Origin of the sequence: Clavibacter sp. A6099 (assembly GCF_021919125.1) — a bacterium.
GTDB lineage: Bacteria > Actinomycetota > Actinomycetes > Actinomycetales > Microbacteriaceae > Clavibacter > Clavibacter seminis.
In genome coordinates this window covers 569635-589707 of record NZ_CP083439.1, presented here as the reverse complement: position 1 = coordinate 589707, position 20073 = coordinate 569635, and the positions used below count along the sequence as shown (strand labels likewise).

Sequence of the window (20073 nt, the reverse complement as noted above, 5' to 3'; positions counted from 1 at the left end):
CGTCAGATCATTCGCGGGCTACCGGGCGTCGCGGCCCGTGAGCGCGAGCAGCCGCACCTGCAGCGGCGCGTCCTCGGCGACCGGCACGGGCGACGCGAACAGCCCGCTGGCCTCGAGCGTGTCCTTCTGCGGGGCGAACACCGTCCACGTGGCGCGCACGAGCTCGTCGTCGATGCGCTCGTCGGCGCCGACCGCGCGCGCGAGGTCCCAGCCGTGGATCACGACGTCGGACAGCTGCTCGCGCAGGTACTCCCGGGCGGGCACGCGGTCGGTCGACAGCAGGACGGGACGCTCCGGGTCGACGCCCTCCCACGCCGCGAGCGCCTCGCGGGAGTAGCGGCCCCACTCGGCCACGAGGTCGTCGTCGAGGTCGCGGATGAGCGACTGGCCGGTCTGCACGGTGTGGCCGGCGAGGAGGAGCGGCACCCACTGCTGCTCCTCGATGACGTGCGCCACGAGCTCGCGGACGTCCCACTCGACGTCGGGCGTGGGCGCCGTCCAGTCGGTGACGGCGGCGAGGCGGTCGGCGAAGCCGCCGTGGGCCCGGCGGATCAGGTCGTGCCAGTCGAGGTCGGTGTCCATGGTCGAGCTCCCGTCGGTGGTGTGCTCGGGGAACGTCGGCGGCCCTCGCCCGCATTCCCGCGCGCCTCGGCGGCGCGGGAGCGCGGATCAGGCCGGGGGCTGCCGTGCGGCCGAGAAGTGGTGGCGCGGCGCGCGGAGCGCCCGGAACGGATCCGTGCCCGCGAGCCCCTGCAGCCCCGGCGCGAGGATCCCGAGGACCCCCACGACCGCCACGACGACGACAAGCAGGCGCGGCCAGCCGGACGCGACGGAGTGCACGACGGCCATGGGCTCCAGCAGGTTCACGCCGACGAGGAACACGGTCGCCGAGACCGCGAGCGACATGGCCGCGCCGTCCGCGATGCCGACGACGGCGAGGATCACGAGCACCCACAGGCCGTACCAGGGGTAGACGACGGGCGACATCGCGACGATGCACGCGAACGCCAGCGCGAGGCGGGCCTCGCCGGAGAGCGTGCGGGTCGTGAGGATGCACCAGGCGGCGCCCGCGAAGCCCAGCAGGATGCCCGCGGTCTTGATGCCGCCCTCGACCGCGTCCCCCGGTCCGCCGAACGCATCCACCAGCGGGCCGAACGCGCCCGCGGCCACGCCGAACGGCATGAACCACGAGACGACGGAGACGGGGCTCGACAGCGCGGAGATCCAGCCCAGGCCGACGCCGAGCAGCTCACCGCCGAGCGCGAGGAGGCCCATGGCGGCGAGGCCGGACGCGGTCCACGCCGCCCAGACCCGCGGGTCGCGCGTGGGCGGGCGGAGGCCGACGACCCCGCCGGCCGACCCGTCGACGGCCACGCCCTCCGGCGCACGGTCGTCCACGCGACGGGCGCGCATCTCCGCGTGCACGATCGCGATGATGGGAAGGGCGACGAGCGCGATGGGCTTGACCGCCACCGCGCACGTGACGAGCAGGACGCCGAGCACGGGCCGCGAGTCGATGGCGGCGAGGAGGCCGGCGACCAGCAGGCCCATCATCAGCGCGTCGTTGTGCGCGGCCACCACGAAGTTGAAGCTGATGAGCGGGCTGGCGGCGAGGAACCACGCGGTGCGCACGGGGTCGATCCGGCGTCGGCGGGCGATGCGGAGGCCGCACGCGACCATCAGGACGACGCCGACGACGGCGACGCCGCGCGCCGCGAGGACCGCGACCTCGACGCCGAGGGCGTCGTCGATCGCGCCGATGACGCGCTCGATGGCGAGGAACAGCGGGCCGTAGGGCGCGGGGTTGTGGGCCCACAGCGGGTCGACGCCCGTGCTCCGCCAGTCGGGCAGCACGGCGGGCCCGTGCTCGTACGGCGAGAGGCCGGCGCCGAGCACGCGGCCCTGGGCGATGTACGAGTAGATGTCGCGGCTGAACAGCGGCGCGCTCACCAGGAGCGGGGCCGTCCAGATGACCGCGAGCCGCAGGGTGGCGCGCAGGCCCGCCGGGCCGAGCCGCGGGAGCAGCGCGCCCAGGAGGAGCCACGCGGCGGTGAGCATGAGCCCGCCCACGACGACCGCGACGGACCCGACGCTCGTCCCGACGGGCGAGACGCGGAGGGCGCCGATCACCGGGGTGCGGGACAGCTCCGACTCGGCCGGCGCGTGGCCGACGACGAACGAGGCCGCGAGGAGGAGGAGCGAGCCGACCAGCCCGACGATCCCGGGCAGCAGCAGCGGGTGCGCCCCCAGGGATCCCGGATCACGTGCCTCGCGGCGGCGCGGACGCACGGACTCCCCCTCGGCCATGACGGACGCTCGACCGGCGGGTCAGCGGCGCGCGGCGCGGGCCACGGCCCAGACCACTCCGCCGACCACGACGACCGCGCCCACCCCGACGGCCACGAGGAGCAGCGGGTCCTCGTCGGCCGTGCGGCGGATGCGGCGGCGCAGGTCGGCGATGCCGTCCTTCGCCCGGCGGCGGACGTTCAGCTTGGCCTCGAGGGCGTCGAGCGTCGCGGAGATCTCCTCGCGGGTGTGCTGGATGTCGAGCTTCAGCTCGGTGCGGGACCGGGGTCCCGTGGGGCGGGGGCGGTCAGTGGTCATACTTGCCGGTCCCCTTCACCGCGTCGACGTCCTCCTTGAGGCTGTCCACCGTCTCCTCGGGCGTCGGCGGGACGCCCTTCTTGATCCAGCGGATGCCGAGCAGCGCCAGCACCACCGTGATGAGGAGGAAGACGCCCGCGACGATGAGCGCGGAGAGCCACGGCGAGAACGCCTCGGACAGGCCGAGGATCGCGGCGGCGACGAGCACCAGGAACGCGATGAGCGCGAAGAACAGCGCCACGACGAGGAAGCCGGCACCGATCCCCGCGTGCTTGAGCTTGGAGACGAGCTCGTTCTTGAACGACTCGATCTCGTCCTTGATCAGCTGGACGATGAGCGTCGGCAGGTCGGCGACGAGCCGGACGAGCGAGCGCTTGCTCTTCGGATTGAGATCCTGATCCGTCATGCGGGGTTCCCTCCTGGGGATGGGCGGGCGGGTCAGCGGGAGGTGCCGGAGCCGTTCGGCTCGGGCGAGGCGGGGTCCATGGTCGGGTAGTGCGTGCCCGAGGCGCTCGAGGGGGTGGACCCGCTCGCGGAGTCCTTCTTGCCTCCGGTGACGGTGCCGACGACCTTCTTGGCGCCGCCCACGACCGCGTGCGCGACGTCGGGGGTGTGGTCCTTCACGAAGCCGGCCGCGTTGTCGACCTGGCGCTGGACCTTCGGGTCGTCCCAGACCTTCTTGGCGTTCGTGCGGATCTGCTCGTAGCGCTTGCGACCGGCGCGGGCGCCGAGGACGTAGCCGACACCGGCTCCGGCGACGAAGAGAAGCTTGCCTTTCATGGGAGATCTCCGATCGTTGAGGGGGCACGTGCAGCACACGTCGGTCCAGCGTATCCCTCCGGCGTGGACGCGTGGTCGGTGGCCGCGGGGTGGTCGGTGCCCGGCCATGCGGGGCCCCGACCGCGCATCAGCGGGCCAGGAGGCGCGCCGCGGCGGCCTGGGCGTCGGCCACCACGGAGGCGAGCCCGGTGCCCGCGACGGCGGACCCGGTGATCTCGAGCCCCGGGTGCTCGGCCGCCTCGTCGCGCACGGCCTGCACGCGCTCGCGGTGGCCGGATGCGGCGAACGGGAGGGCGTTCGTCCAGCGCACGCGGGCTGACCCGGTGACGCGGCCGGAGAGGTCGACCCCGAGTAGCGCCGACGCGTCGTGCACGGCGATCGCGGTGAGCTCGTCGTCGGGGACGCCCGCGGTGTCGTCGTCGCCGCCCGCGCGCCCGTAGGAGAGGCGCAGCACGTGGCGGTCGCCCGCCTGCTCCTTCAGCCACGGCCACTTGGCGGTGGCGTGCGTGAGGGCCTTGGCGCGGATCCCCGGGGCGTCGGCCGCGACGAGCACGCCGGTGCCGCGGGGAGCGGCGTCGAGCTCGGGCGCGCGCACGACGAGCGTGACCAGCTCGACGGAGGACGGCGCGGGCCAGCCCTCCGTGACGGCGCGCGGCGCGAGCCCGGAGAAGAGGTGGATGAGGCCCGCCGCGGGGATGGCGAGGATGACGCCCGCGGCGTCGACGCCGCGGCCGTCGGCGAGCTCGACGTGCCAGTCGTCGTACGCGGCCGCGCCCTCGTGGGAGCGGTGCCGGTGCACGGACTCGACCGCGAGCGACGTGCGGACGTCGACGCCGAGGCGCGCGAGGTCGGCGACCAGCGCGTCGACCAGCAGGTGCACGCCGCCGACGACGCCGCTGACGGCGGATCCCGCAGGAGACGCCGCGCGCATCGACGCGACCGCGCGCCCCAGCGACCCCTGCTCCGCGAGCCCCGCGCGGAGGCCGGGCGCGACCGCGTCGGCGTCGACCTCGTCGGGGTGGGCGCTGTGGACGCCGGAGACGATGGGCGCGACCAGCCGGTCGACGACGCGGTCGCCCATGCGCGCCCTCACCAGGCCGCCGAGCGTGCGCTCCTTCGCCCCGACGGAGGCGGGGAGGACGAGGTCGGCCTTGGCGCGGGCGACGCCGGCCCGGCCGATCGCGGTGGCGATGGTGGCGTCGAACGGGTGCGCGGGGATCCCGAGCAGTCCCGTGCGCGGTAGCTGGATGGCGCGTTCGGCGAGCTGCACCCACGCGCCGTCCGGGTTCGGCTGCACGATCAGGTCCGCCAGGCCCAGCTCGCCCACGAACGCGGCGACGGTGCCGCGGCGGGTGGCGAAGCTCTCGGCGCCGCTGTCGAGGCGGAGGCCGTCGACCACGTGGGAGCCGACGGTGCCGCCGAGCGCGGGCGACGCCTCCACGAGGATCACGCGCTTCCCGGCGAGGGCGCAGGCGCGGGCGGCGATGAGGCCGCCCATGCCGCCGCCGATCACGACGACGTCGGTCGGGTCGACCTCGCCGGCCGCCTGCCTCGGGTCGCTACTCACGGACGAGCTCCACGATGCGGGTGAGCACGGTCGGGTCGGTCTCGGGCGGCACGCCGTGGCCGAGGTTCAGGATGTGCGCGGGCGCCGCCTTCCCGCGCTCGAGCACGTCGCGGACGTGCGCCTCGAGGATGGGCCACGGGGCCGCGAGGAGCGCCGGGTCGACGTTGCCCTGGACGGGGACGGATCCGCCGAGCCGGCGCGACGCCTCGTCGAGCGGGATGCGCCAGTCGACGCCCACCGCGTCGACGCCCACGTCGTGCATCGCGCCGAGCAGCTCCCCCGTGCCGACGCCGAAGTGGACGAGCGGCACCGTGCGGCCGTCGGCGGCGGTGATGGTCCGCACGTGGTCGAGCGCGAGGGCGGACGCCGGCGCGACGCGCTGCGTGTAGTCGGCGAGCGAGAGGCCGCCGGCCCACGAGTCGAAGAGCTGCGCGGCGCTGGCGCCGGCCATGACCTGCGCGTGCAGGAAGACGCCCGTGATCTCGGCGCACCAGCGCATGAGGGCGTCCCAGGCGTCGGGATCCGCGTGCATGAGGCCGCGCGCCGCGATGTGGTCCTTGCTCGGGCCGCCCTCCACGAGGTACGCGGCGAGCGTGAACGGCGCGCCCGCGAAGCCGATGAGGGGGGTGTCGCCGAGCTCGGCGACCGTGCGCGCGACGGCCTGGCGGATGGGCTCGAGGGCGGCCGGGTCCAGCGACGGCAGCGCGGCCACGTCGGCCGCGGTGCGGACGGGCTTCTCGAGCACCGGCCCGCGGCCTGCGACGATGTCGACGCCGACGCCCGCGAGCTTCAGCGGGATGACGATGTCGCTGAAGAAGATGCCCGCGTCCACGTGGTGGCGGCGCACCGGCTGCAGCGTGATCTCGCTGGCCATCTCCGGGTCGAGGCACGCGTCGAGCATGCGCGTGCCCACGCGCAGCTCGCGGTACTCGGGCAGCGACCGGCCGGCCTGGCGCATGAACCACACGGGGGCGCGCTCGCCGCGATGGCCGCGGTAGGCCTCGACGAGGAGCGACGACGCGGTGCGCGTGTTGAGCGGATGCTCCGCGGGGAGCGGGACGACGGCGGACGAGGGCGCGGAGGCGGCGGCGGAGATGGGCGTGATCACGGAGGAGATCATCGCATCCCCCGCCTGCGCGCCCGCTCGGCTGGGGAGGCTGGCCGCTCGTAGTCAGGGTGCCCTCACCGACCCGGAGCACACGGCGGGGAGGTTTACCATGGAGCGTGCTCATATGTCTGACGGCGAGTCATCACAACGCCAGCTTCGAGGTCCTCGAGAAGCTGTCCGTGGCCGCACCCTCCGTCGCCGGCGCGCTCATGGAGCAGAACGACTTCATCGCGGGAGCCGTCGTCCTCGCGACCTGCAACCGCTTCGAGGCCTACCTCGACGTGGAGGAGCCCCTCACCGCGGCCCGCGCGCTGGCCGTGGAGGCCACCGTCGACGTGGTCAGCGGCGCCAGCGGCATCGCCCGGGACGACGTCCGCAGCAGCGTCGACGTGAAGTGCGGCGACGCGGTCGCCGAGCACCTCTTCGCCGTCTCCTCGGGCCTCGAGTCGGTCGTCGTCGGCGAGGGCGAGATCGCGGGCCAGGTCCGCCGGGCGCTCGAGGGCGCCCGCACCGGCGGCACCACGAGCACCGGCCTCGAGCGCCTCTTCCAGACCGCGTCCAACACGTCGCGCGGCGTCAAGACCCGCACGGGCCTGCAGAGCGCGGGGCGGTCCATGGTGCGCCTCGCGCTGGATCTCGCCGAGAGCCGCATCGCCGACTGGTCGGCCACCCGCGTCCTCCTCGTCGGCACGGGCGCGTACGCGGGCGCGAGCCTCGCCGCGCTCCGCGACCGCGGCGTCGTCGACGTGCACGTCTACTCCCCCTCGGGCCGCGCGCAGAAGTTCGCGGGCCCGCACGGGATCCCCGCCGTCGAGGGCCGCGACCTGCTGAAGGCGCTCGCCGCGTCCGACATGGTCGTCACCTGCAGCACTGCGCCCACCGCCGTGCTCGCCGCGCACCACATGCAGGGCGCGGCAGCGGTGTCGGGCGACGGACGCCGCCGCCTCGTCATCGACCTCGGGCTCCCCCGCAACGTGGATCCGGACGTCGTCACGGTCGATGGCGTCGAGCTGCTCGACCTCGAGACCATCAGCCTGCACGCGCCGCTGCGCGACCTCACCGCCACGGACGACGCGCGCGAGATCGTCAGCACCGCCGCCGCCGAGTTCCGCGCCGCCAGCGCCGAGGACGAGGTGGCCCCCGCCGTGGTGGCGCTCCGCACCCACATCTTCGACGTGCTCGAGGGCGAGCTGGAGCGCGTGCGCAAGCGCGGCGACTCCTCCGACGCCACCGAGAAGGCGCTCCGGCACCTCGTGAGCGTCCTCGTCCACCAGCCCTCCGTGCGCGCCCGCGAGCTCGCGCGCCAGGGCGAGGGCGCCCGCGTGGTGGACGCCGTCCAGGCGCTCTTCGGCCTCGACGTGGAGATGCCCGCCGCGGTGTCCTCCCCCGTCGCCGTCGCGCTCCCGCGCACGGCCGAGGCGGGCCAGGCGTCGTGAGGCCACGCATCCTCCGCGGTCCGCGCCTCGACGCGCCGCTCAGGATGACGGAGCCCGTGCGCACCGAGCGCCTGGTGATCCGGCCCTACACGGCGGACGACCTGGACGACTACGCCGACATCCAGCGCCGACCCGACGTGGTCGAGTACATGTTCTGGCCCCTCCGCGACCGCGAGGCGTCGAAGCGCCACCTCGCCGCCCGCCGCCGGAAGACCCGGCTCGAGCAGTCCAACGACTTCCTCGGGCTCGCCGTGGAGCTGCCGGACGAGCCGAGCCTCAACCCGCGCGCGGGATCCGGCCGCGTCGTCGGCGACGTTTCCCTCCTCCTCCGCAACGCGGCCTCGCGCCAGCTCGAGATCGGCTGGGTCATGAACCCGGACTTCGCAGGCCGCGGCTACGCCACCGAGGCCAGCCGCGCCATGCTCGACATCGCCTTCCAGCGCGCGGGCGCCCACCGCGTCCTCGCGCAGCTCGACGCCCGCAACACCTCGTCCGCCCGCATGGCCGAGCGCCTCGGCATGCGCCGCGAGGGGCACTTCCGCGAGGAGCACCTCGTGAAGGGCGAGTGGGTCGACAGCCTCTACTACGCCGTGCTGGCCGACGAGTGGGCGACGATGACGCCCGCCGCCACCTGACCGGCGGATCCCCGTGGACGGCGACCTGCCCGCGCTCGACCCGGTCGAGGTGCGCGGTCCCGTCCGCACGGCCCGGCTCGTGCTGCGGCCGTTCGCGCCGGACGACGTGGTCGCGATCGAGGCCTACGCGGCGTCCCCGGGCGCGCGGCCTCACCTCGCCGGATCCGCGTCCGACCCCGGGCGCATGCTCGCCGACCGCCTCGGCTGGACCCGGCTGGCGGAGGTGGGCGACCGGCTCGCCCTCGCGATCGAGCTGCCCGCGCAGGGCCAGCGGTGGGCGCGCGTGGTCGGCGAGGTGCACCTGCTGCTGCGCGATCCCGGGGCACGGCAGGCCGAGCTCGGCGTGGTCATGCACGAGGACGTGCGGGGCGCCGGCCTCGCGGCGGAGGCGGCGGACCGGATCCTCGAGCTCGCCTTCGCCGAGGTGGGCGTGCACCGCGTCGCGTGCCGGGTCGACGCGGCGGACGCGACCGCGCTCGGGTTGGCCGAGCGCCTCGGCATGCGGCGGGAGGGGCTCATGGTGCACGACAGGTGGGTCGGCGGGGCGTGGGCCGATACCGTTGTCGTCGCCCTGCTCGACGTGGAGTGGGCGGCTCGCACGAGCCTCGACGGGCTGTAGGAGGACCGCGTGACATCGACCCCCGACCCGGCAGGACGCCCCGTCGTCCCGGTCATCGACGACGACGATGACGACGACCTCGACGAGCTGGACGGGCTCGACCTCGACGGACCCGGGGACGCGGCCCTGCGTCGCGGCCCCGACGAGCGGCCGCTGCGCGTGGCCGCGCTCGCCCTCATCCGCGACCGCCGCGTGCTGATGGTGCGCGTCGCCGGGCACGACGTGCTCTACCTGCCCGGCGGCAAGATCGAGCCGGGCGAGGGAGCACGGCAGGCGCTCGTGCGCGAGGCCGCCGAGGAGGTGGGGCTCGACATCGACCCCGCCACGATCGAGGACCTCTTCACCGTCCTGGCCGACGCGCACGGCGTGCACGCGGGACGCCTCGTGAGCATGACCGTCTATCGCGCGGAACCGCGCGAGGGCACGAGCCAGGAGCCGGTGCCGTCGGGCGAGGTGGCCGAGGTCGAGCTCGTGGGATCCGCGGACGCTGACCGCTGCCCGCCCGCCGGCCAGGCCGCGCTGGAGCGCCTCGTGGCGCTCCGGCTCATCGACTGACGGCGTCGTCCCCGGGGGTCGGGGCATCGGCCGGGGGCACGGCGGCGTCCTCGGCGGTCGCGCGGAGTCCGGCGGCCAGCTCGGCCGCTCGCGTCGTGCGGACCTTGCGGCGCTGGTCGACGAACGCGACGGCGGCCACCACGGTCGCGATGCCGCCCGCGACGAGCGTGCCGGTCACCTCGCCGACGCCGTCGACCTGCACGGCGGCCACGAGGATCGCGACGGTGAACGCGGCGATGACGAGCCCGACCGCGAGGATGAGCCAAGACAGCAGGCCCTTGGCGCGGGCGTCGGGCGTGCGGGTGGCCATGCGCCCATCCTCCCACGGGCGGCGGCGCTTCCCCGGGTGGCGCCCGCCCGTGCGTCCGGTGCGAGGGGGTGACGCCGGACGCGCGTGGGCGTAGCGTCGGAGGCGTCCCATCCACCGAACGAAGGAGCGCATATGAGTGCGGATGACAAGGCCCAGAACACCGGCGAGAAGCTCGCGGGGAAGGCCGAGGAGGCCTTCGGGAAGCTGACCGGCGACGACAGCAAGGTCGCCGAGGGCGAAGCGAAGCAGGCCGGGGCAAGCGCCAAGCAGGCCGGCGAGAACGTGAAGGACGTCTTCAGGAAGTAGGACTTCCTCCAGGGACGTCCGTCCCGAGAGGCGAAGGGCCGGGTGCCGAGCACCCGGCCCTTCGTCATGCCCGGGGACCGGGCCGGGCGTGGCGGCTCAGGCGACCGGATCCGCGTCGGCCAGCGCCCGCAGCGCCCGGCGGTCGGGCTTGCCGGACGGCAGCGTCGGCATGGCGTCGATCCCGCGGACGACGGCGGATCCCGCCACGCGGCCGAGGCGCGCGGCGAGCTCACGCCGGACGCGCTCCGCGAGCTCCGCACCCACGCGTCCCGGCACGAAGACGACCGGCCGCTGCCCCCAGCCCGCATGCTCGCCCGGCACCGCCACGGCCTCACCGAGGCGCGGCTCCCACGCGGCGAGCGACCGCACCGCCTCCTCGACCGCGGCCAGCCGCAGCTTCTCGCCGCCGGAGATGACGACGTCGTCGAGCCGCCCGGTGATCCGCAGCACGCCGTCGACGACCTCGCCGCCGTCGCCCGTGCGGTACCAGCGGCGGCCGTCGTGCTCGCCGAACGCCGCGTCCGTCGCTCCCGGGTCGCCGAGGTAGCCCTCCGCGAGCATCGGGCCGGCGAGCTCGACCTGGCCGTCGACGACCGCGACCTCGGCCGTGGCGACCGGCACGCCGTCGTACACGCAGCCGCCCGCGGTCTCACTGGATCCGTAGGTGCGCACGACGCGCCAGCCCAGCGCGGCCGCGCGGTCGACCAGGTGCGGGGGCGTGGCCTGGCCGCCGACGAGGATGGCGTCGAGGCGTCGGACGGCGTCGCGGACGCGGCGGGCGTCGTCCCCCGCGCTGCCCTCCGCTGCCTCGACCAGCCGGTGCAGCTGGGTCGGCACCAGCGACGTGTAGCGGGCGACGCGCGCGTCCAGCGACGCGGCCAGCTCGGCGAACGCGCGCGGGTCGAAGCTCCCCGGCGCGAGGACCGCGGGCGCCGTGCCCGCCGCGATCGAGCGGACGAGCACCTGCAGGCCCGCGATGTAGTGGGTGGGGAGCGCGAGGATCCACTGCCCGGGCGCCCCGAGCGCCGCCTGCGACGCGGCGGCGCTGGCCAGCAGCGCGTCCGACGACAGCGCGACGCGCTTGGGCCGGGAGGTGGTGCCCGACGTCTCGACCACGAGCGCGACGCGGCGCTCGACCTCGGCGGGCGGCGGCGGATCCCCGGCGGCGACGGGAGCGTCCACCGGCCGCGCGAGCAGGGCCGGGCCGTCGCCCGCGAGCGCCGCGCGGAGGAGCGGCAGGACGTCGGCGCCGGACGCGGTCAGCCGCTCGAGCCGCCTCACGGGCGGACGCTCACGCGGATCAGAACTGCCACGGGAACGGCGACCAGTCGGGCGCGCGCTTCTCGAGGAAGGAATCGCGCCCCTCGACGGCCTCGTCGGTGCCGTAGGCGAGGCGCGTGGCCTCCCCCGCGAACACCTGCTGGCCGACCATGCCGTCGTCGACCGCGTTGAAGGCGAACTTGAGCATGCGGATCGCCGTGGGCGACTTGCCGAGGATCGTCTCGGCCCAGTCCAGCGCGGTCGCCTCGAGCTCGGCGTGCGGAACGACGCGGTTCACGGCGCCCATCTCGTACATGCGCTGGGCGCTGTGCTCCTCGGCGAGGAAGAACACCTCGCGTGCCGCCTTCTGGCCGACCTGGCGGGCGAAGTACGCGGATCCGTACCCGCCGTCGAACGAGCCGACGTCGGCGTCGGTCTGCTTGAAGCGGCCGTGCTCGGCGGACGCGATCGTGAGGTCGCACACGACGTGCAGCGAGTGCCCGCCGCCCGCAGCCCAACCGGGGACGACCGCGATGACGACCTTCGGCATGAAGCGGATGAGCCGCTGCACCTCGAGGATGTGGAGCCGTCCGGCGCGCGCCGGGTCGACGCCCTCCGCGGTCTCGCCCTCCGCGTACTTGTAGCCGTCGCGCCCGCGGATCCGCTGGTCGCCGCCGCTGCAGAACGCCCAGCCGCCGTCCTTCGGGCTCGGGCCGTTGCCGGTGAGGAGCACGACGCCGATGCGCGGATCCTGCCGGGCGTCGTCGAGCGCCTGGTACAGCTCGTCGACCGTGCGCGGGCGGAAGGCGTTGCGCACCTCCGGCCGGTCGAACGCGATGCGCGCGATGCGGCCCGTGAGGTCGTGGTGGTACGTGATGTCGGTGAAGCCCTCCGCGAGGGGGACGTCGCGCCAGCGGGTGGGATCGTGGATGTCGGAGACCTGCTTCACCATGCGTCCAGCCTAGGCGGCGCCCCGCCGGCCGCCCGCGGGTGCGAGCGAGACGACCGTCCTACGAGAGCCACCTTGGGCTGGGTCGATCGCGATAGGACTCCCTACAGGCCTTCCTCGTCGAGGTCGCTGTCGTCAGATTCCGCGAGGACGTTGCCTACCAGCGCATCCATGTCGATCGCTGAAGGGCTCGGAAGCTGCCGCCCTTCTGCCTCCGAGAGACGAGCCGCAGCGATGTAAGCCAAACGAACAGCTTGGATCACCAACACTCGACGCAGTCCGGCCGTCACCTCTCCGCGTTCCCGAGACACGGCTGCCAAGCGCGCGATGGTCTCCGCCCGGCGCGCGAGTCGAATGTCTGGATGGCCGCGCTCCTGCCGCATCTTCGCATCCACCAGTTGCCACCGCAGGGAACTCGGGACCTCCACCCTCGGCGAGACAGGCGGGATCTTCTCGTTGAGAATCGCGTGGAATCGAGACTTCTCGATTGCAGTCAGATATACGCTGTACTCGAGCGAGTTGAGGAGCTGTTTGGCCTCCGCATCGCCGCCTCGAGTGCTTTGAAGCTCCCAGAGCGGCCAGATCTCCACCTCGGCGACCTCGAACACATCGAGAATTCTCATGGCCACCGCGTCGGTTCGCTGATTCGTCAAATGCCTACGAATCCGCGTACGCAGCTGTTCGTTCGTTTGCCCGACATAGATCGGCTCGCCGTCGTAGTCGTAGAACGCATACACTCCCCATTTGGCGTCCGCCCATCGCCTGCTCTGGACATCCCTGGCCCCTTGGAACCTGTCAAGTGATTCGCGGAACTCACGCACGTCGCTCGCGGGGAGCGACCTCTTCGCCGGACGAGAAGTAAGTGCCCGATCAGGGACATCACTGGGCAAGAGAGATCCCGACTTCTTCGCGGACTGCCTGCGCGCGAACGAGGGGCATGAGGTAGTTCTTCCCCAACCACGCCACGGCCGGTACCGCTACGGCGTCACCGAAAGCGAAGAGGACCTTGTTGTCCCGGATTCCCGCGATGTTGTACTCCCCCGCCCCCATGAGCCGGGCATACTCGAGAGGAGTCATCCAACGAACGCGGATACCATTGCCGCTGATCTGCACAACAGCCTGCTTGGATGATCCACCACGAGCCGTCCGTAGGCACCCGGCAATCTCATCAGGGCGGACCTCCCATATCGCCACCCCATTCCTCGTGCGCCGGTAGGCGGTTCTATATGTCGTGGCCCGACTGTTGAGAAGCGTCTCCACCCTGGAAGCCTGGATAGCGGATAGGGATTTGACGAATGCCTGCGTGCGCTGCTCGTCCCACCAGCGATCATCGTCGTCCGACAGCGTCTCCACGACATCCGCGAGGCCGGACGCCAAGAGATCGGGCGGAGTGGGCAATGCTGCGCGGTGGGTTCTGAGGGAGACGTCCTCGAATACCCACGAGATGGCGGGCGGACGCAGCATCGACACGGAGCTGTCGGTCTCCTGCGGCGGTGTCATCGCGCCTACCAAGAACAGACGAGGGCGCGATTGCGGAATGAACCGGCGAGCATCGATCATGAGTACGTCGACCGAGTAACCGAGTTCGTTGAATGCCCGTATCGCGGCCGCCAAATCGTCGCCGCCGTGGCTCGTTGCTAGGCCAACGACGTTCTCCAGCACTACGACGGGCGGACGCCCCTGCCCGAGCGCATCTAACGCTTTAATGTACCCCCAGAACGCATTAGACTCGCCCGCACGAATGCCGCCACGGCTACCCGCCAGCGACAAGTCCGTGCACGGTGAAGACCCCCATGCGATAGAGGTACCGACGGGCAACGTGTCAGGATCGACGTCGAACACGTCGCCTAGCTCGTATGCATGATCAGGGTGCTGCTCTTCGTCACGGAAGTGAGCGGCGTACATCATCTTCTTGTCTGGCTCGTAGTCATTGGCCCAGACCACTCGAAAACCCGCCTGCTCAAGCCCCATACGTGCCAACCCCACTCCCGCAAAGAACTCCAGCGCCCTGGGTCGGGACGCCAAGATGGAGGTGACGTTGGTGTGGTCATGCATGCCTGAACTCTACCTAGGACCACGGACACAGCGGGCTTACCCACTGCTCGGCCGCCCGCGGGTGCGAGGCTGGATCCATGCTCCCCGCCCTGGACGACCTCCTCGCCACCGCACGCGTCGTCGCCCTCCCGCTCCGCACGCGCTTCCGCGGCCTCGACGTGCGCGAGGCCGCGCTGATCGAGGGCCCGCTCGGCTGGACGGAGTTCTCGCCGTTCGTCGAGTACGACGACGCCGAGTCCGCGGCTTGGCTCGCGGCCGCGATCGACTTCGGCTGGACGGATCCGCCCGCGCCGCTCCGCGACCACGTGCTCGTGAACGCGACGATCCCGGCCGTCGAGGCCGCCCGCGTCGCCGAGGTCCTGGCGCGGTTCCCCGGCTGCCGCACGGCGAAGGTCAAGGTCGCCGAGCGCGGCACGACGCTCGCGGACGACGTGGCGCGCGTCGCCGAGGTCCGCCGCCTGCTCGGCCCCGAGGGCCGGGTGCGGATCGACGCGAACGCGGCCTGGAACGTCGACGAGGCCGAGCACGCGATCCACGCCCTCGCCGAGCACGACCTCGAGTACGTGGAGCAGCCGTGCGCGTCGGTGGAGGAGCTCGCCGAGCTGCGCGCGCGGATCCGCCACCTGGGCGTGCCGATCGCCGCCGACGAGAGCGTGCGCAAGGCCGAGGACCCGCTCCGGGTCGCCCGTGCCGGCGCCGCCGACCTGCTCGTGATCAAGGCGCAGCCGCTCGGCGGGATCCACCGCGCGCTGCGGATCACCCAGGAGGCCGGCCTGCCCGTCGTGGTCTCGAGCGCGCTCGACACGAGCGTGGGCATCTCCATGGCTGCGTACCTCGCGGCCGCGATCCCCGACCTGCCGCACGACTGCGGCCTCGGCACGGTCTCGCTCTTCGTCGAGGACGTGATGACCGAGCCGCTCGTTCCGGTCGACGGCCGGATCCCCGTGCGGCGCGTCACGCCCGACGCCCGGCTCCTCGACGCGCACGCCGCGGACGCGGAACGCCGCGAGTGGTGGCTCGACCGGATCCGCCGAACGCACGCCGTGCTCGCCCGCGCCTGAGGCGGCGGACGTCAGCCGGCCGAGCGCGGCCTACAGACCGCTGTAGGTGTGCAGGCCCTTGAAGAACACGTTCACGACGCCGAAGTTGAACATGACGGCGGAGAATCCGATGATGGCCAGCCACGCCGACCGCGATCCGCGCCAGCCGCGCGTGGCCCGCGCGTGGATGTACCCGGCGTAGAGCACCCAGATGATGAAGGTCCAGACCTCCTTGGTGTCCCACCCCCAGTAGCGTCCCCACGCGCGCTCGGCCCAGATGGCGCCGGCCATGAGCGTGAAGGTCCAGAAGATGAAGCCCACGATGTTGAGGCGGTACGCCATCGACTCGAGCGTGACGGAGTCGGGCAGCGTGGCGAGGAAGCGCATCTTCGCGGCCTGGGCGTCGGCGGCGAGCGACTCGCGCCGGAATTGCAGCAGCTGCACGCCGGACAGCGCGAAGGCGAGGGCGAAGAAGCCCGTGCCGAGCGCCGCCACGAAGACGTGGATCACGAGCCAGTACGACTGCAGCGACGGCGGCAGCGGCGCCACCTCGACGCGGTACTGGACCACGGCGATGCCCAGCAGGATGAGGATGAGCCCGGTGACGAAGGTGCCGAGGAAGCGCAGGTCGCGGCGCGTGAGCACGATGAGGTAGACGCTGAGGATGAGCAGCGTGCCCGTCATGGCGAACTCGTACATGTTGGCCCACGGCACGCGCGATGCGGCGAGGCCCCGGAGCACGGTGGCGACGGCGTGGGCGACGAATCCGACGACGAGCAGCACCATGGCCACGTTGAGGCTGAGCGAGCGGCCGGCGGCGACGGGCGCGTCCGGCCCGGAGGCGACGCCGTCGCGACCCGACGACGCGGGCTCGCGCTCCATGGTGGCGGTGCCGCCGCGGCGGGCCGCTGTGGCGCCGACCGCGGAGGGCTGGCGTGCCGCGGCGGTGGCCGCGTCCGCCACGAGCGCGGACCGCCGCGCGAGGTCGAGGGCGAACGCGATGAACGCGGCCGCGTAGAGCCCCATCGCGACGAGGAGCGCGATGAGGGAGACGTCGTCGAGCATGGCCGTGTTCACGAGTGGAGCCTAACTTCTGCATCTGACACCGCGCCCGGCGCGAGGCCGGCCGCGTGCTTGTCCGCCAGGGCCGCGACGGCGGCCTCCAGCGTGGGGTCCTCGCCGCGGGCGAGCCCCGCGTACTCGAGGGTCGTGGATCCGTCTGCCTGCGGGACCGCCTTCACCCACACGCGCCGGCGCGGCACGAAGAGCGATGTGAGGAGACCGCCGAGGATGAGGATCGCGAACAGCAGCACCCAGCGCTGCGTCGGGTCGTGGTGCACGTCGAACGAGACGAAGCGCGGCACGGCATCGAGGCTCACGCTGCCGAGCCCGTCGGGCAGGTCCATCGTCTGGCCGGGGGCGAGCTCGATGGACTGCACGCCGGTCTTGCCGCCGGTGAGCTGCGTCAGGTTCCCCGTGTCGAGCGTGTACACCGAGGTGGGCACGCCGCCGTCGATTCCGAGGTCCCCCGTGTAGACGTTGAGCGTCAGCAGCGGGTTGTCGAGGTCCGGGTAGGAGGAGAAGAACGGCGCCTTCTCCGCGCCCTGCGTCGGGTAGAAGAACCCCAGCATGCCGACCTGCTCGCGGAGGCCGTCCGGCACCTTGACCACGCCGAGCGAGGTGAGCTTCGCGTCCTGCGGGAGGAACGGCACGTCGGCGCTGTAGACGACGGTGCCCGCGGGATCCCGCACCGTCACGTGCGGCGCGTAGCCGTTGCCGAGCAGGTACATGTCGGTGCCGCCGATGGCGAGCGGGTCGTTGACCTTGACCTCGCGGTCCTGCGGCTGGCCGCCGGGCACGTCCGCCGTCACGTCGGCCGTGAAGTCGAGCGGCTGGCCGATGGCGTTCGGGTTCTGCTGCTCGTACTGCACGTGCAGCGCGTCGAGCTTGACCCGGTACGGGGTGAGAGACGAGTCGTCGAAGAAGCGGCCCGGGTTGAACGAGTCGAACGTCGAGAGCGTGTTGACGAACGACTGGCCCTCCACGAGCACCTTCTGCCCGGAGTAGCCGAAGCCGCCGCCGATGCCGACGGTGATGAGGATCCCGACGAGCGCCGAGTGGAAGACGAGGTTGCCGGTCTCGCGCAGGTAGCCGCGCTCGGCCGAGACCGAGAGCACGCCGCCCGCGGCCGACGCGTCGTCGACGAGGACCGTGCGGTACCGCTGGCGCTTGAGCAGCGCGCGGGCCTGGCGGATGGCGTCGACCGGATCCGCGGTGGTGGTGCGCGTCGTGTACCCGGCGAGGCGGGAGAGCCGGGCCGGCGTCTTGGGCGGCGCCTGGCGGAGCGCGTCGAAGTGGTGCTTGGCGCGCGGCACGACGCAGCCGATGAGGCTGATGAACAGCAGCAGGTAGATGGAGGAGAACCACACCGAGCTGTAGGTGTCGAACACCTGGAGCTTGTCGAGGACCGGGTAGAGGTCCGGGTTGTCGGCGCGGAACTGCGTGACGCCGTTCGGGTCGGAGCTGCGCTGCGGCACGAGGGATCCGGGGATCGCCGCGAACGCGAGCAGCAGCAGCAGGAACAGCGCCGTGCGCATGCTCGTGAGCTGCCGCCAGAACCAGCGCAGCGTGCCGAGGAAGCCGAGCTTCGGCTGCGTGATGGGCGCACCCTCGCGCGGCGCCTGCCGCGGGGAGTCGACGTGGTCAGATGGCCGGGACATACGTGGCGATCACCCCCTGGAGCTGGAGCATCCACGCCGACCAGAGTCCGGAGACCATGAGCACGCCGGTGACGACCAGGAGCGCTCCCCCGACGAGATTGACGGTGCGGATGTGGCGGCGGAGGAACCCGACGGTGCGCGTCATCCAGCCGAGGCCGAGGGCCACGAGGAGGAACGGCACGCCGAGCCCGATGCAGTAGGCGACGCCGAGCAGCACGCCGCGGCCCGCGTCGGCCGAGGTGAGGCTCATGGAGATGACGACGGCGAGGGTCGGGCCGATGCAGGGAGCCCAGCCGACGCCGAACACGATCCCGAGCAGCGGAGCGCCCGCGAGCCCGGTCGCCGGGCGCCACGAGCTCTTCACCTGCCGCTGCAGGAACCCGAGCCGGCCCGAGAAGACGAGGCCCATCACGATGAGGACGACCCCGAGGATCCGCGTGATGACGTCCTGCCAGCGCATGAGCCAGAACCCGGCCGTGGCGGAGACGAGCGTCGTCACGATGAACACCGCCGAGAAGCCGAGCACGAACAGCGCCGTGCCGAGGAGCAGGCGACGACGCGTCGCGGATCCGCCCTTGGCCTCCGCCATGCCGCCGATGTACCCGAGGTAGCCGGGCACGAGCGGCAGCACGCAGGGCGACGCGAACGAGACCAGGCCCGCGAGCAGCGCGAGCGGCACCGCGACGAGGAGCTGGCCGGAGAGGACGCTCTGGATCTGGTCCACCTACCCCGCCGCCTCGGCGACGGTGTCCTTGACCAGCGTGCGGAGCACCCCGGGGTCGATCTTCCCGAGCACGCGCGACGCGACCCGCCCCTGGCGGTCGAGCACGAGGGTGGCGGGCACGGCGTTCGGCGCGATGGTGCCGGCGAACGCGAGCTGCATGGAGGTGTCCTCGACGTCGAGGACGGACGGGTAGGTGATGCCGTACGTCTTGTCGAAGGAGTCGACGTTCGGGCGCTGGTCGCGGGTGTTGACGCCGAGGAACTTCACGCCGTCCGCCGCGTGCTCCTCGCTCGCGGCCTGCAGGTCCTTCGCCTCGAGACGGCAGGGCGGGCACTCGGCGTACCAGAAGTTGAGGACCGTGACGGATCCCCGGTAGTCGGCGGAGGTGATCTCCGTGCCGTCCGACAGCGTGCCGGAGAAGTCGACGGGGGCCGCGCGCTCGGCGAGCGGGATCTCGGTGAACGTGCCGTCGCCGGCGATGTATCGCTTGTTGTCGCCGGCCTTGAACTCGGCGGCCAGCGGATCCTCGGTGCAGCCCGAGAGGGCGACAGCGGCCAGCACGGAGGACGCGGCGGCGGCGAGGATGCTGCGACGGCTGACGCCGGGCATCACACCGCCCCCTGATCGACGGCGTCCGCGGCGAGCCCCGCGGCCGCGTCGATGTAGCCCGTCTCGACGAAGCGGTCGCCGACGCGCTCGACCGTGGTGATGCTCGACAGGGCGCAGCGGCGCTGGCGCGGGTCGTGGAAGAGGCGCTCGCCCGCGAGGGAGAGGTGCACCATCCAGATGGGCAGCTGGTGGCTCACGATGACGACGTCGCCGTCGGGCACGGAGCGATACGCGGCCTTCACGGCCTCCGCCATGCGCGCGGCGATGGAGCGGTAGGACTCGCCCCAGCTGGGCTTCACCGGATCGACGACCAGCGGCCAGAGGCGCGGCGAGCGCGCGATGCGCGCGGGCGAGGGGAACTTGGATCCCTCGAAGCGGTTGGTGGGCTCGATGACGCGCTCGTCGGTGGCGACCTCGAGGGCGAAGCGCTCGGCCCACGGGGCGGCGGACTCCTGCGCGCGCTGCAGAGGGGAGGCGATGACGCGGTTGACCGGAGCGCCCTCCTCCTCGAGCGCGCGCGCCGCGGCGTCCGCCATGCGGTGGCCGAGCTCGGAGAGGCCGTACCCCGGGATCCGTCCGTAGAGGACTCCGTGCGGGTTGTGCACCTCGCCGTGACGGACGAGATGGATTCGTGAGGCGACCACCCGTCAAGTGTAGGTGGCGAGGAGATGTACAACCGCCGAGGATCGGGCGCAACCCCCTGCGCTAATCATTCGTCCCCAATACGATCGGGTGCACCGGTGGGGGCCGGCCTCTCGGGACCGGTGCCGACCGGATGTTACGTGCGTATACGAAC

General features: G+C 72.9%; 23 protein-coding genes. 6 read left to right on the top strand and 17 right to left on the bottom strand.

Features of this window, described 5'->3' with window-relative positions:
- Positions 1–18 precede the first annotated feature (18 nt).
- From KYT88_RS02875 to hemE, 7 genes are all read right to left on the bottom strand, one after another.
- On the bottom strand, positions 19–582 hold the full coding sequence (locus KYT88_RS02875) for a TIGR03086 family metal-binding protein (RefSeq protein ID WP_043585254.1): 564 nt from the start codon (positions 580–582) through the stop codon (positions 19–21).
- A gap of 87 nt (positions 583–669) precedes the next feature.
- Positions 670–2289 (bottom strand): polyprenol phosphomannose-dependent alpha 1,6 mannosyltransferase MptB, encoded by a 1620-nt coding sequence (mptB, locus tag KYT88_RS02870; RefSeq protein WP_237583756.1) that lies wholly within the window; start codon positions 2287–2289, stop codon positions 670–672.
- A 39-nt stretch (positions 2290–2328) separates the two neighbouring features.
- Positions 2329–2604 carry a DUF3618 domain-containing protein gene (locus KYT88_RS02865; RefSeq protein ID WP_043585258.1) on the bottom strand — a complete coding sequence of 92 codons (276 nt, stop codon included), beginning with the start codon at positions 2602–2604 and terminating at the stop codon, positions 2329–2331.
- Positions 2594–3010 carry a phage holin family protein gene (locus KYT88_RS02860; protein WP_043585261.1) on the bottom strand — a complete coding sequence of 139 codons (417 nt, stop codon included), beginning with the start codon at positions 3008–3010 and terminating at the stop codon, positions 2594–2596. The genes KYT88_RS02865 and KYT88_RS02860 overlap by 11 nt, the downstream gene beginning before the upstream one ends.
- Before the next feature lie 32 nt (positions 3011–3042).
- Complete coding sequence (locus KYT88_RS02855) at positions 3043–3384, bottom strand: hypothetical protein (RefSeq protein ID WP_012300075.1); 342 nt, start codon at positions 3382–3384, stop codon at positions 3043–3045.
- Positions 3385–3511: 127 nt separating this feature from the next.
- Positions 3512–4951, bottom strand: a complete 1440-nt coding sequence (gene hemG, locus KYT88_RS02850) for a protoporphyrinogen oxidase (RefSeq protein WP_043585264.1) — start codon at positions 4949–4951, stop codon at positions 3512–3514.
- Complete coding sequence (gene hemE / locus KYT88_RS02845; RefSeq protein ID WP_043585266.1) at positions 4944–6071, bottom strand: uroporphyrinogen decarboxylase; 1128 nt, start codon at positions 6069–6071, stop codon at positions 4944–4946. Before hemE ends, hemG begins: the two co-directional genes overlap by 8 nt.
- A gap of 104 nt (positions 6072–6175) precedes the next feature.
- On the opposite strand from hemE, the gene KYT88_RS02840 reads away from it, so the two are divergent.
- Genes KYT88_RS02840 through KYT88_RS02825 form a run of 4 tightly spaced genes read left to right on the top strand, consistent with a single transcriptional unit; the run spans position 6176 to position 9304 of the window.
- Positions 6176–7495 carry a glutamyl-tRNA reductase gene (locus tag KYT88_RS02840; protein ID WP_043585268.1) on the top strand — a complete coding sequence of 440 codons (1320 nt, stop codon included), beginning with the start codon at positions 6176–6178 and terminating at the stop codon, positions 7493–7495.
- 56 nt (positions 7496–7551) lie between these two features.
- Entirely contained in the window at positions 7552–8130 is a 579-nt protein-coding gene (locus KYT88_RS02835) for a GNAT family N-acetyltransferase (protein WP_237583755.1), read from the top strand.
- 13 nt (positions 8131–8143) lie between these two features.
- Entirely contained in the window at positions 8144–8749 is a 606-nt protein-coding gene (locus KYT88_RS02830) for a GNAT family N-acetyltransferase (protein ID WP_043585271.1), read from the top strand.
- Between the two features lie 9 nt (positions 8750–8758).
- Positions 8759–9304, top strand: coding sequence for an NUDIX hydrolase (locus KYT88_RS02825; RefSeq protein ID WP_200871145.1), 546 nt, complete (start codon positions 8759–8761; stop codon positions 9302–9304).
- Here KYT88_RS02825 and KYT88_RS02820 read toward each other — a convergent pair.
- Positions 9294–9614: a hypothetical protein gene (locus KYT88_RS02820; protein ID WP_043585273.1), complete on the bottom strand. Its 321-nt coding sequence runs from the start codon at positions 9612–9614 to the stop codon at positions 9294–9296. The genes KYT88_RS02825 and KYT88_RS02820 overlap by 11 nt on opposite strands.
- Before the next feature lie 132 nt (positions 9615–9746).
- On the opposite strand from KYT88_RS02820, the gene KYT88_RS02815 reads away from it, so the two are divergent.
- Complete coding sequence (locus KYT88_RS02815) at positions 9747–9920, top strand: CsbD family protein (RefSeq protein ID WP_011931801.1); 174 nt, start codon at positions 9747–9749, stop codon at positions 9918–9920.
- Positions 9921–10016: 96 nt separating this feature from the next.
- Here the strand turns inward: KYT88_RS02815 and KYT88_RS02810 are convergent, their stop codons facing one another.
- The 4 genes from KYT88_RS02810 to KYT88_RS02795 form a co-directional block, all read right to left on the bottom strand.
- The gene (locus KYT88_RS02810) at positions 10017–11201 is read right to left on the bottom strand and encodes an AMP-binding protein (RefSeq protein WP_043585275.1); all 1185 of its coding nucleotides are present in this window, start codon (positions 11199–11201) and stop codon (positions 10017–10019) included.
- A gap of 19 nt (positions 11202–11220) precedes the next feature.
- Positions 11221–12132 (bottom strand): 1,4-dihydroxy-2-naphthoyl-CoA synthase, encoded by a 912-nt coding sequence (locus KYT88_RS02805; RefSeq protein WP_043585277.1) that lies wholly within the window; start codon positions 12130–12132, stop codon positions 11221–11223.
- Between the two features lie 101 nt (positions 12133–12233).
- The gene (locus tag KYT88_RS02800) at positions 12234–12866 is read right to left on the bottom strand and encodes a GIY-YIG nuclease family protein (RefSeq protein ID WP_237583754.1); all 633 of its coding nucleotides are present in this window, start codon (positions 12864–12866) and stop codon (positions 12234–12236) included.
- Positions 12867–13008: 142 nt separating this feature from the next.
- Positions 13009–14184: a DNA cytosine methyltransferase gene (locus tag KYT88_RS02795; protein WP_051629294.1), complete on the bottom strand. Its 1176-nt coding sequence runs from the start codon at positions 14182–14184 to the stop codon at positions 13009–13011.
- A gap of 77 nt (positions 14185–14261) precedes the next feature.
- On the opposite strand from KYT88_RS02795, the gene KYT88_RS02790 reads away from it, so the two are divergent.
- Entirely contained in the window at positions 14262–15245 is a 984-nt protein-coding gene (locus KYT88_RS02790; protein WP_043585282.1) for an o-succinylbenzoate synthase, read from the top strand.
- A 30-nt stretch (positions 15246–15275) separates the two neighbouring features.
- On the opposite strand, the gene ccsB is transcribed toward KYT88_RS02790, so the two are convergent.
- From ccsB to KYT88_RS02765, 5 genes are read right to left on the bottom strand one after another with little or no spacing between them, the layout of a single operon-like run.
- Positions 15276–16301, bottom strand: coding sequence for a c-type cytochrome biogenesis protein CcsB (ccsB, locus tag KYT88_RS02785; RefSeq protein ID WP_081840919.1), 1026 nt, complete (start codon positions 16299–16301; stop codon positions 15276–15278).
- Positions 16298–17944, bottom strand: a complete 1647-nt coding sequence (gene resB / locus KYT88_RS02780) for a cytochrome c biogenesis protein ResB (protein WP_043585284.1) — start codon at positions 17942–17944, stop codon at positions 16298–16300. Before resB ends, ccsB begins: the two co-directional genes overlap by 4 nt.
- Positions 17928–18668 carry a cytochrome c biogenesis CcdA family protein gene (locus tag KYT88_RS02775; RefSeq protein ID WP_043585286.1) on the bottom strand — a complete coding sequence of 247 codons (741 nt, stop codon included), beginning with the start codon at positions 18666–18668 and terminating at the stop codon, positions 17928–17930. The genes resB and KYT88_RS02775 overlap by 17 nt, the downstream gene beginning before the upstream one ends.
- On the bottom strand, positions 18669–19277 hold the full coding sequence (locus KYT88_RS02770; protein ID WP_043585822.1) for a TlpA family protein disulfide reductase: 609 nt from the start codon (positions 19275–19277) through the stop codon (positions 18669–18671).
- Positions 19277–19921 carry a histidine phosphatase family protein gene (locus KYT88_RS02765; protein WP_011931788.1) on the bottom strand — a complete coding sequence of 215 codons (645 nt, stop codon included), beginning with the start codon at positions 19919–19921 and terminating at the stop codon, positions 19277–19279. Before KYT88_RS02765 ends, KYT88_RS02770 begins: the two co-directional genes overlap by 1 nt.
- Positions 19922–20073: the final 152 nt, after the last annotated feature.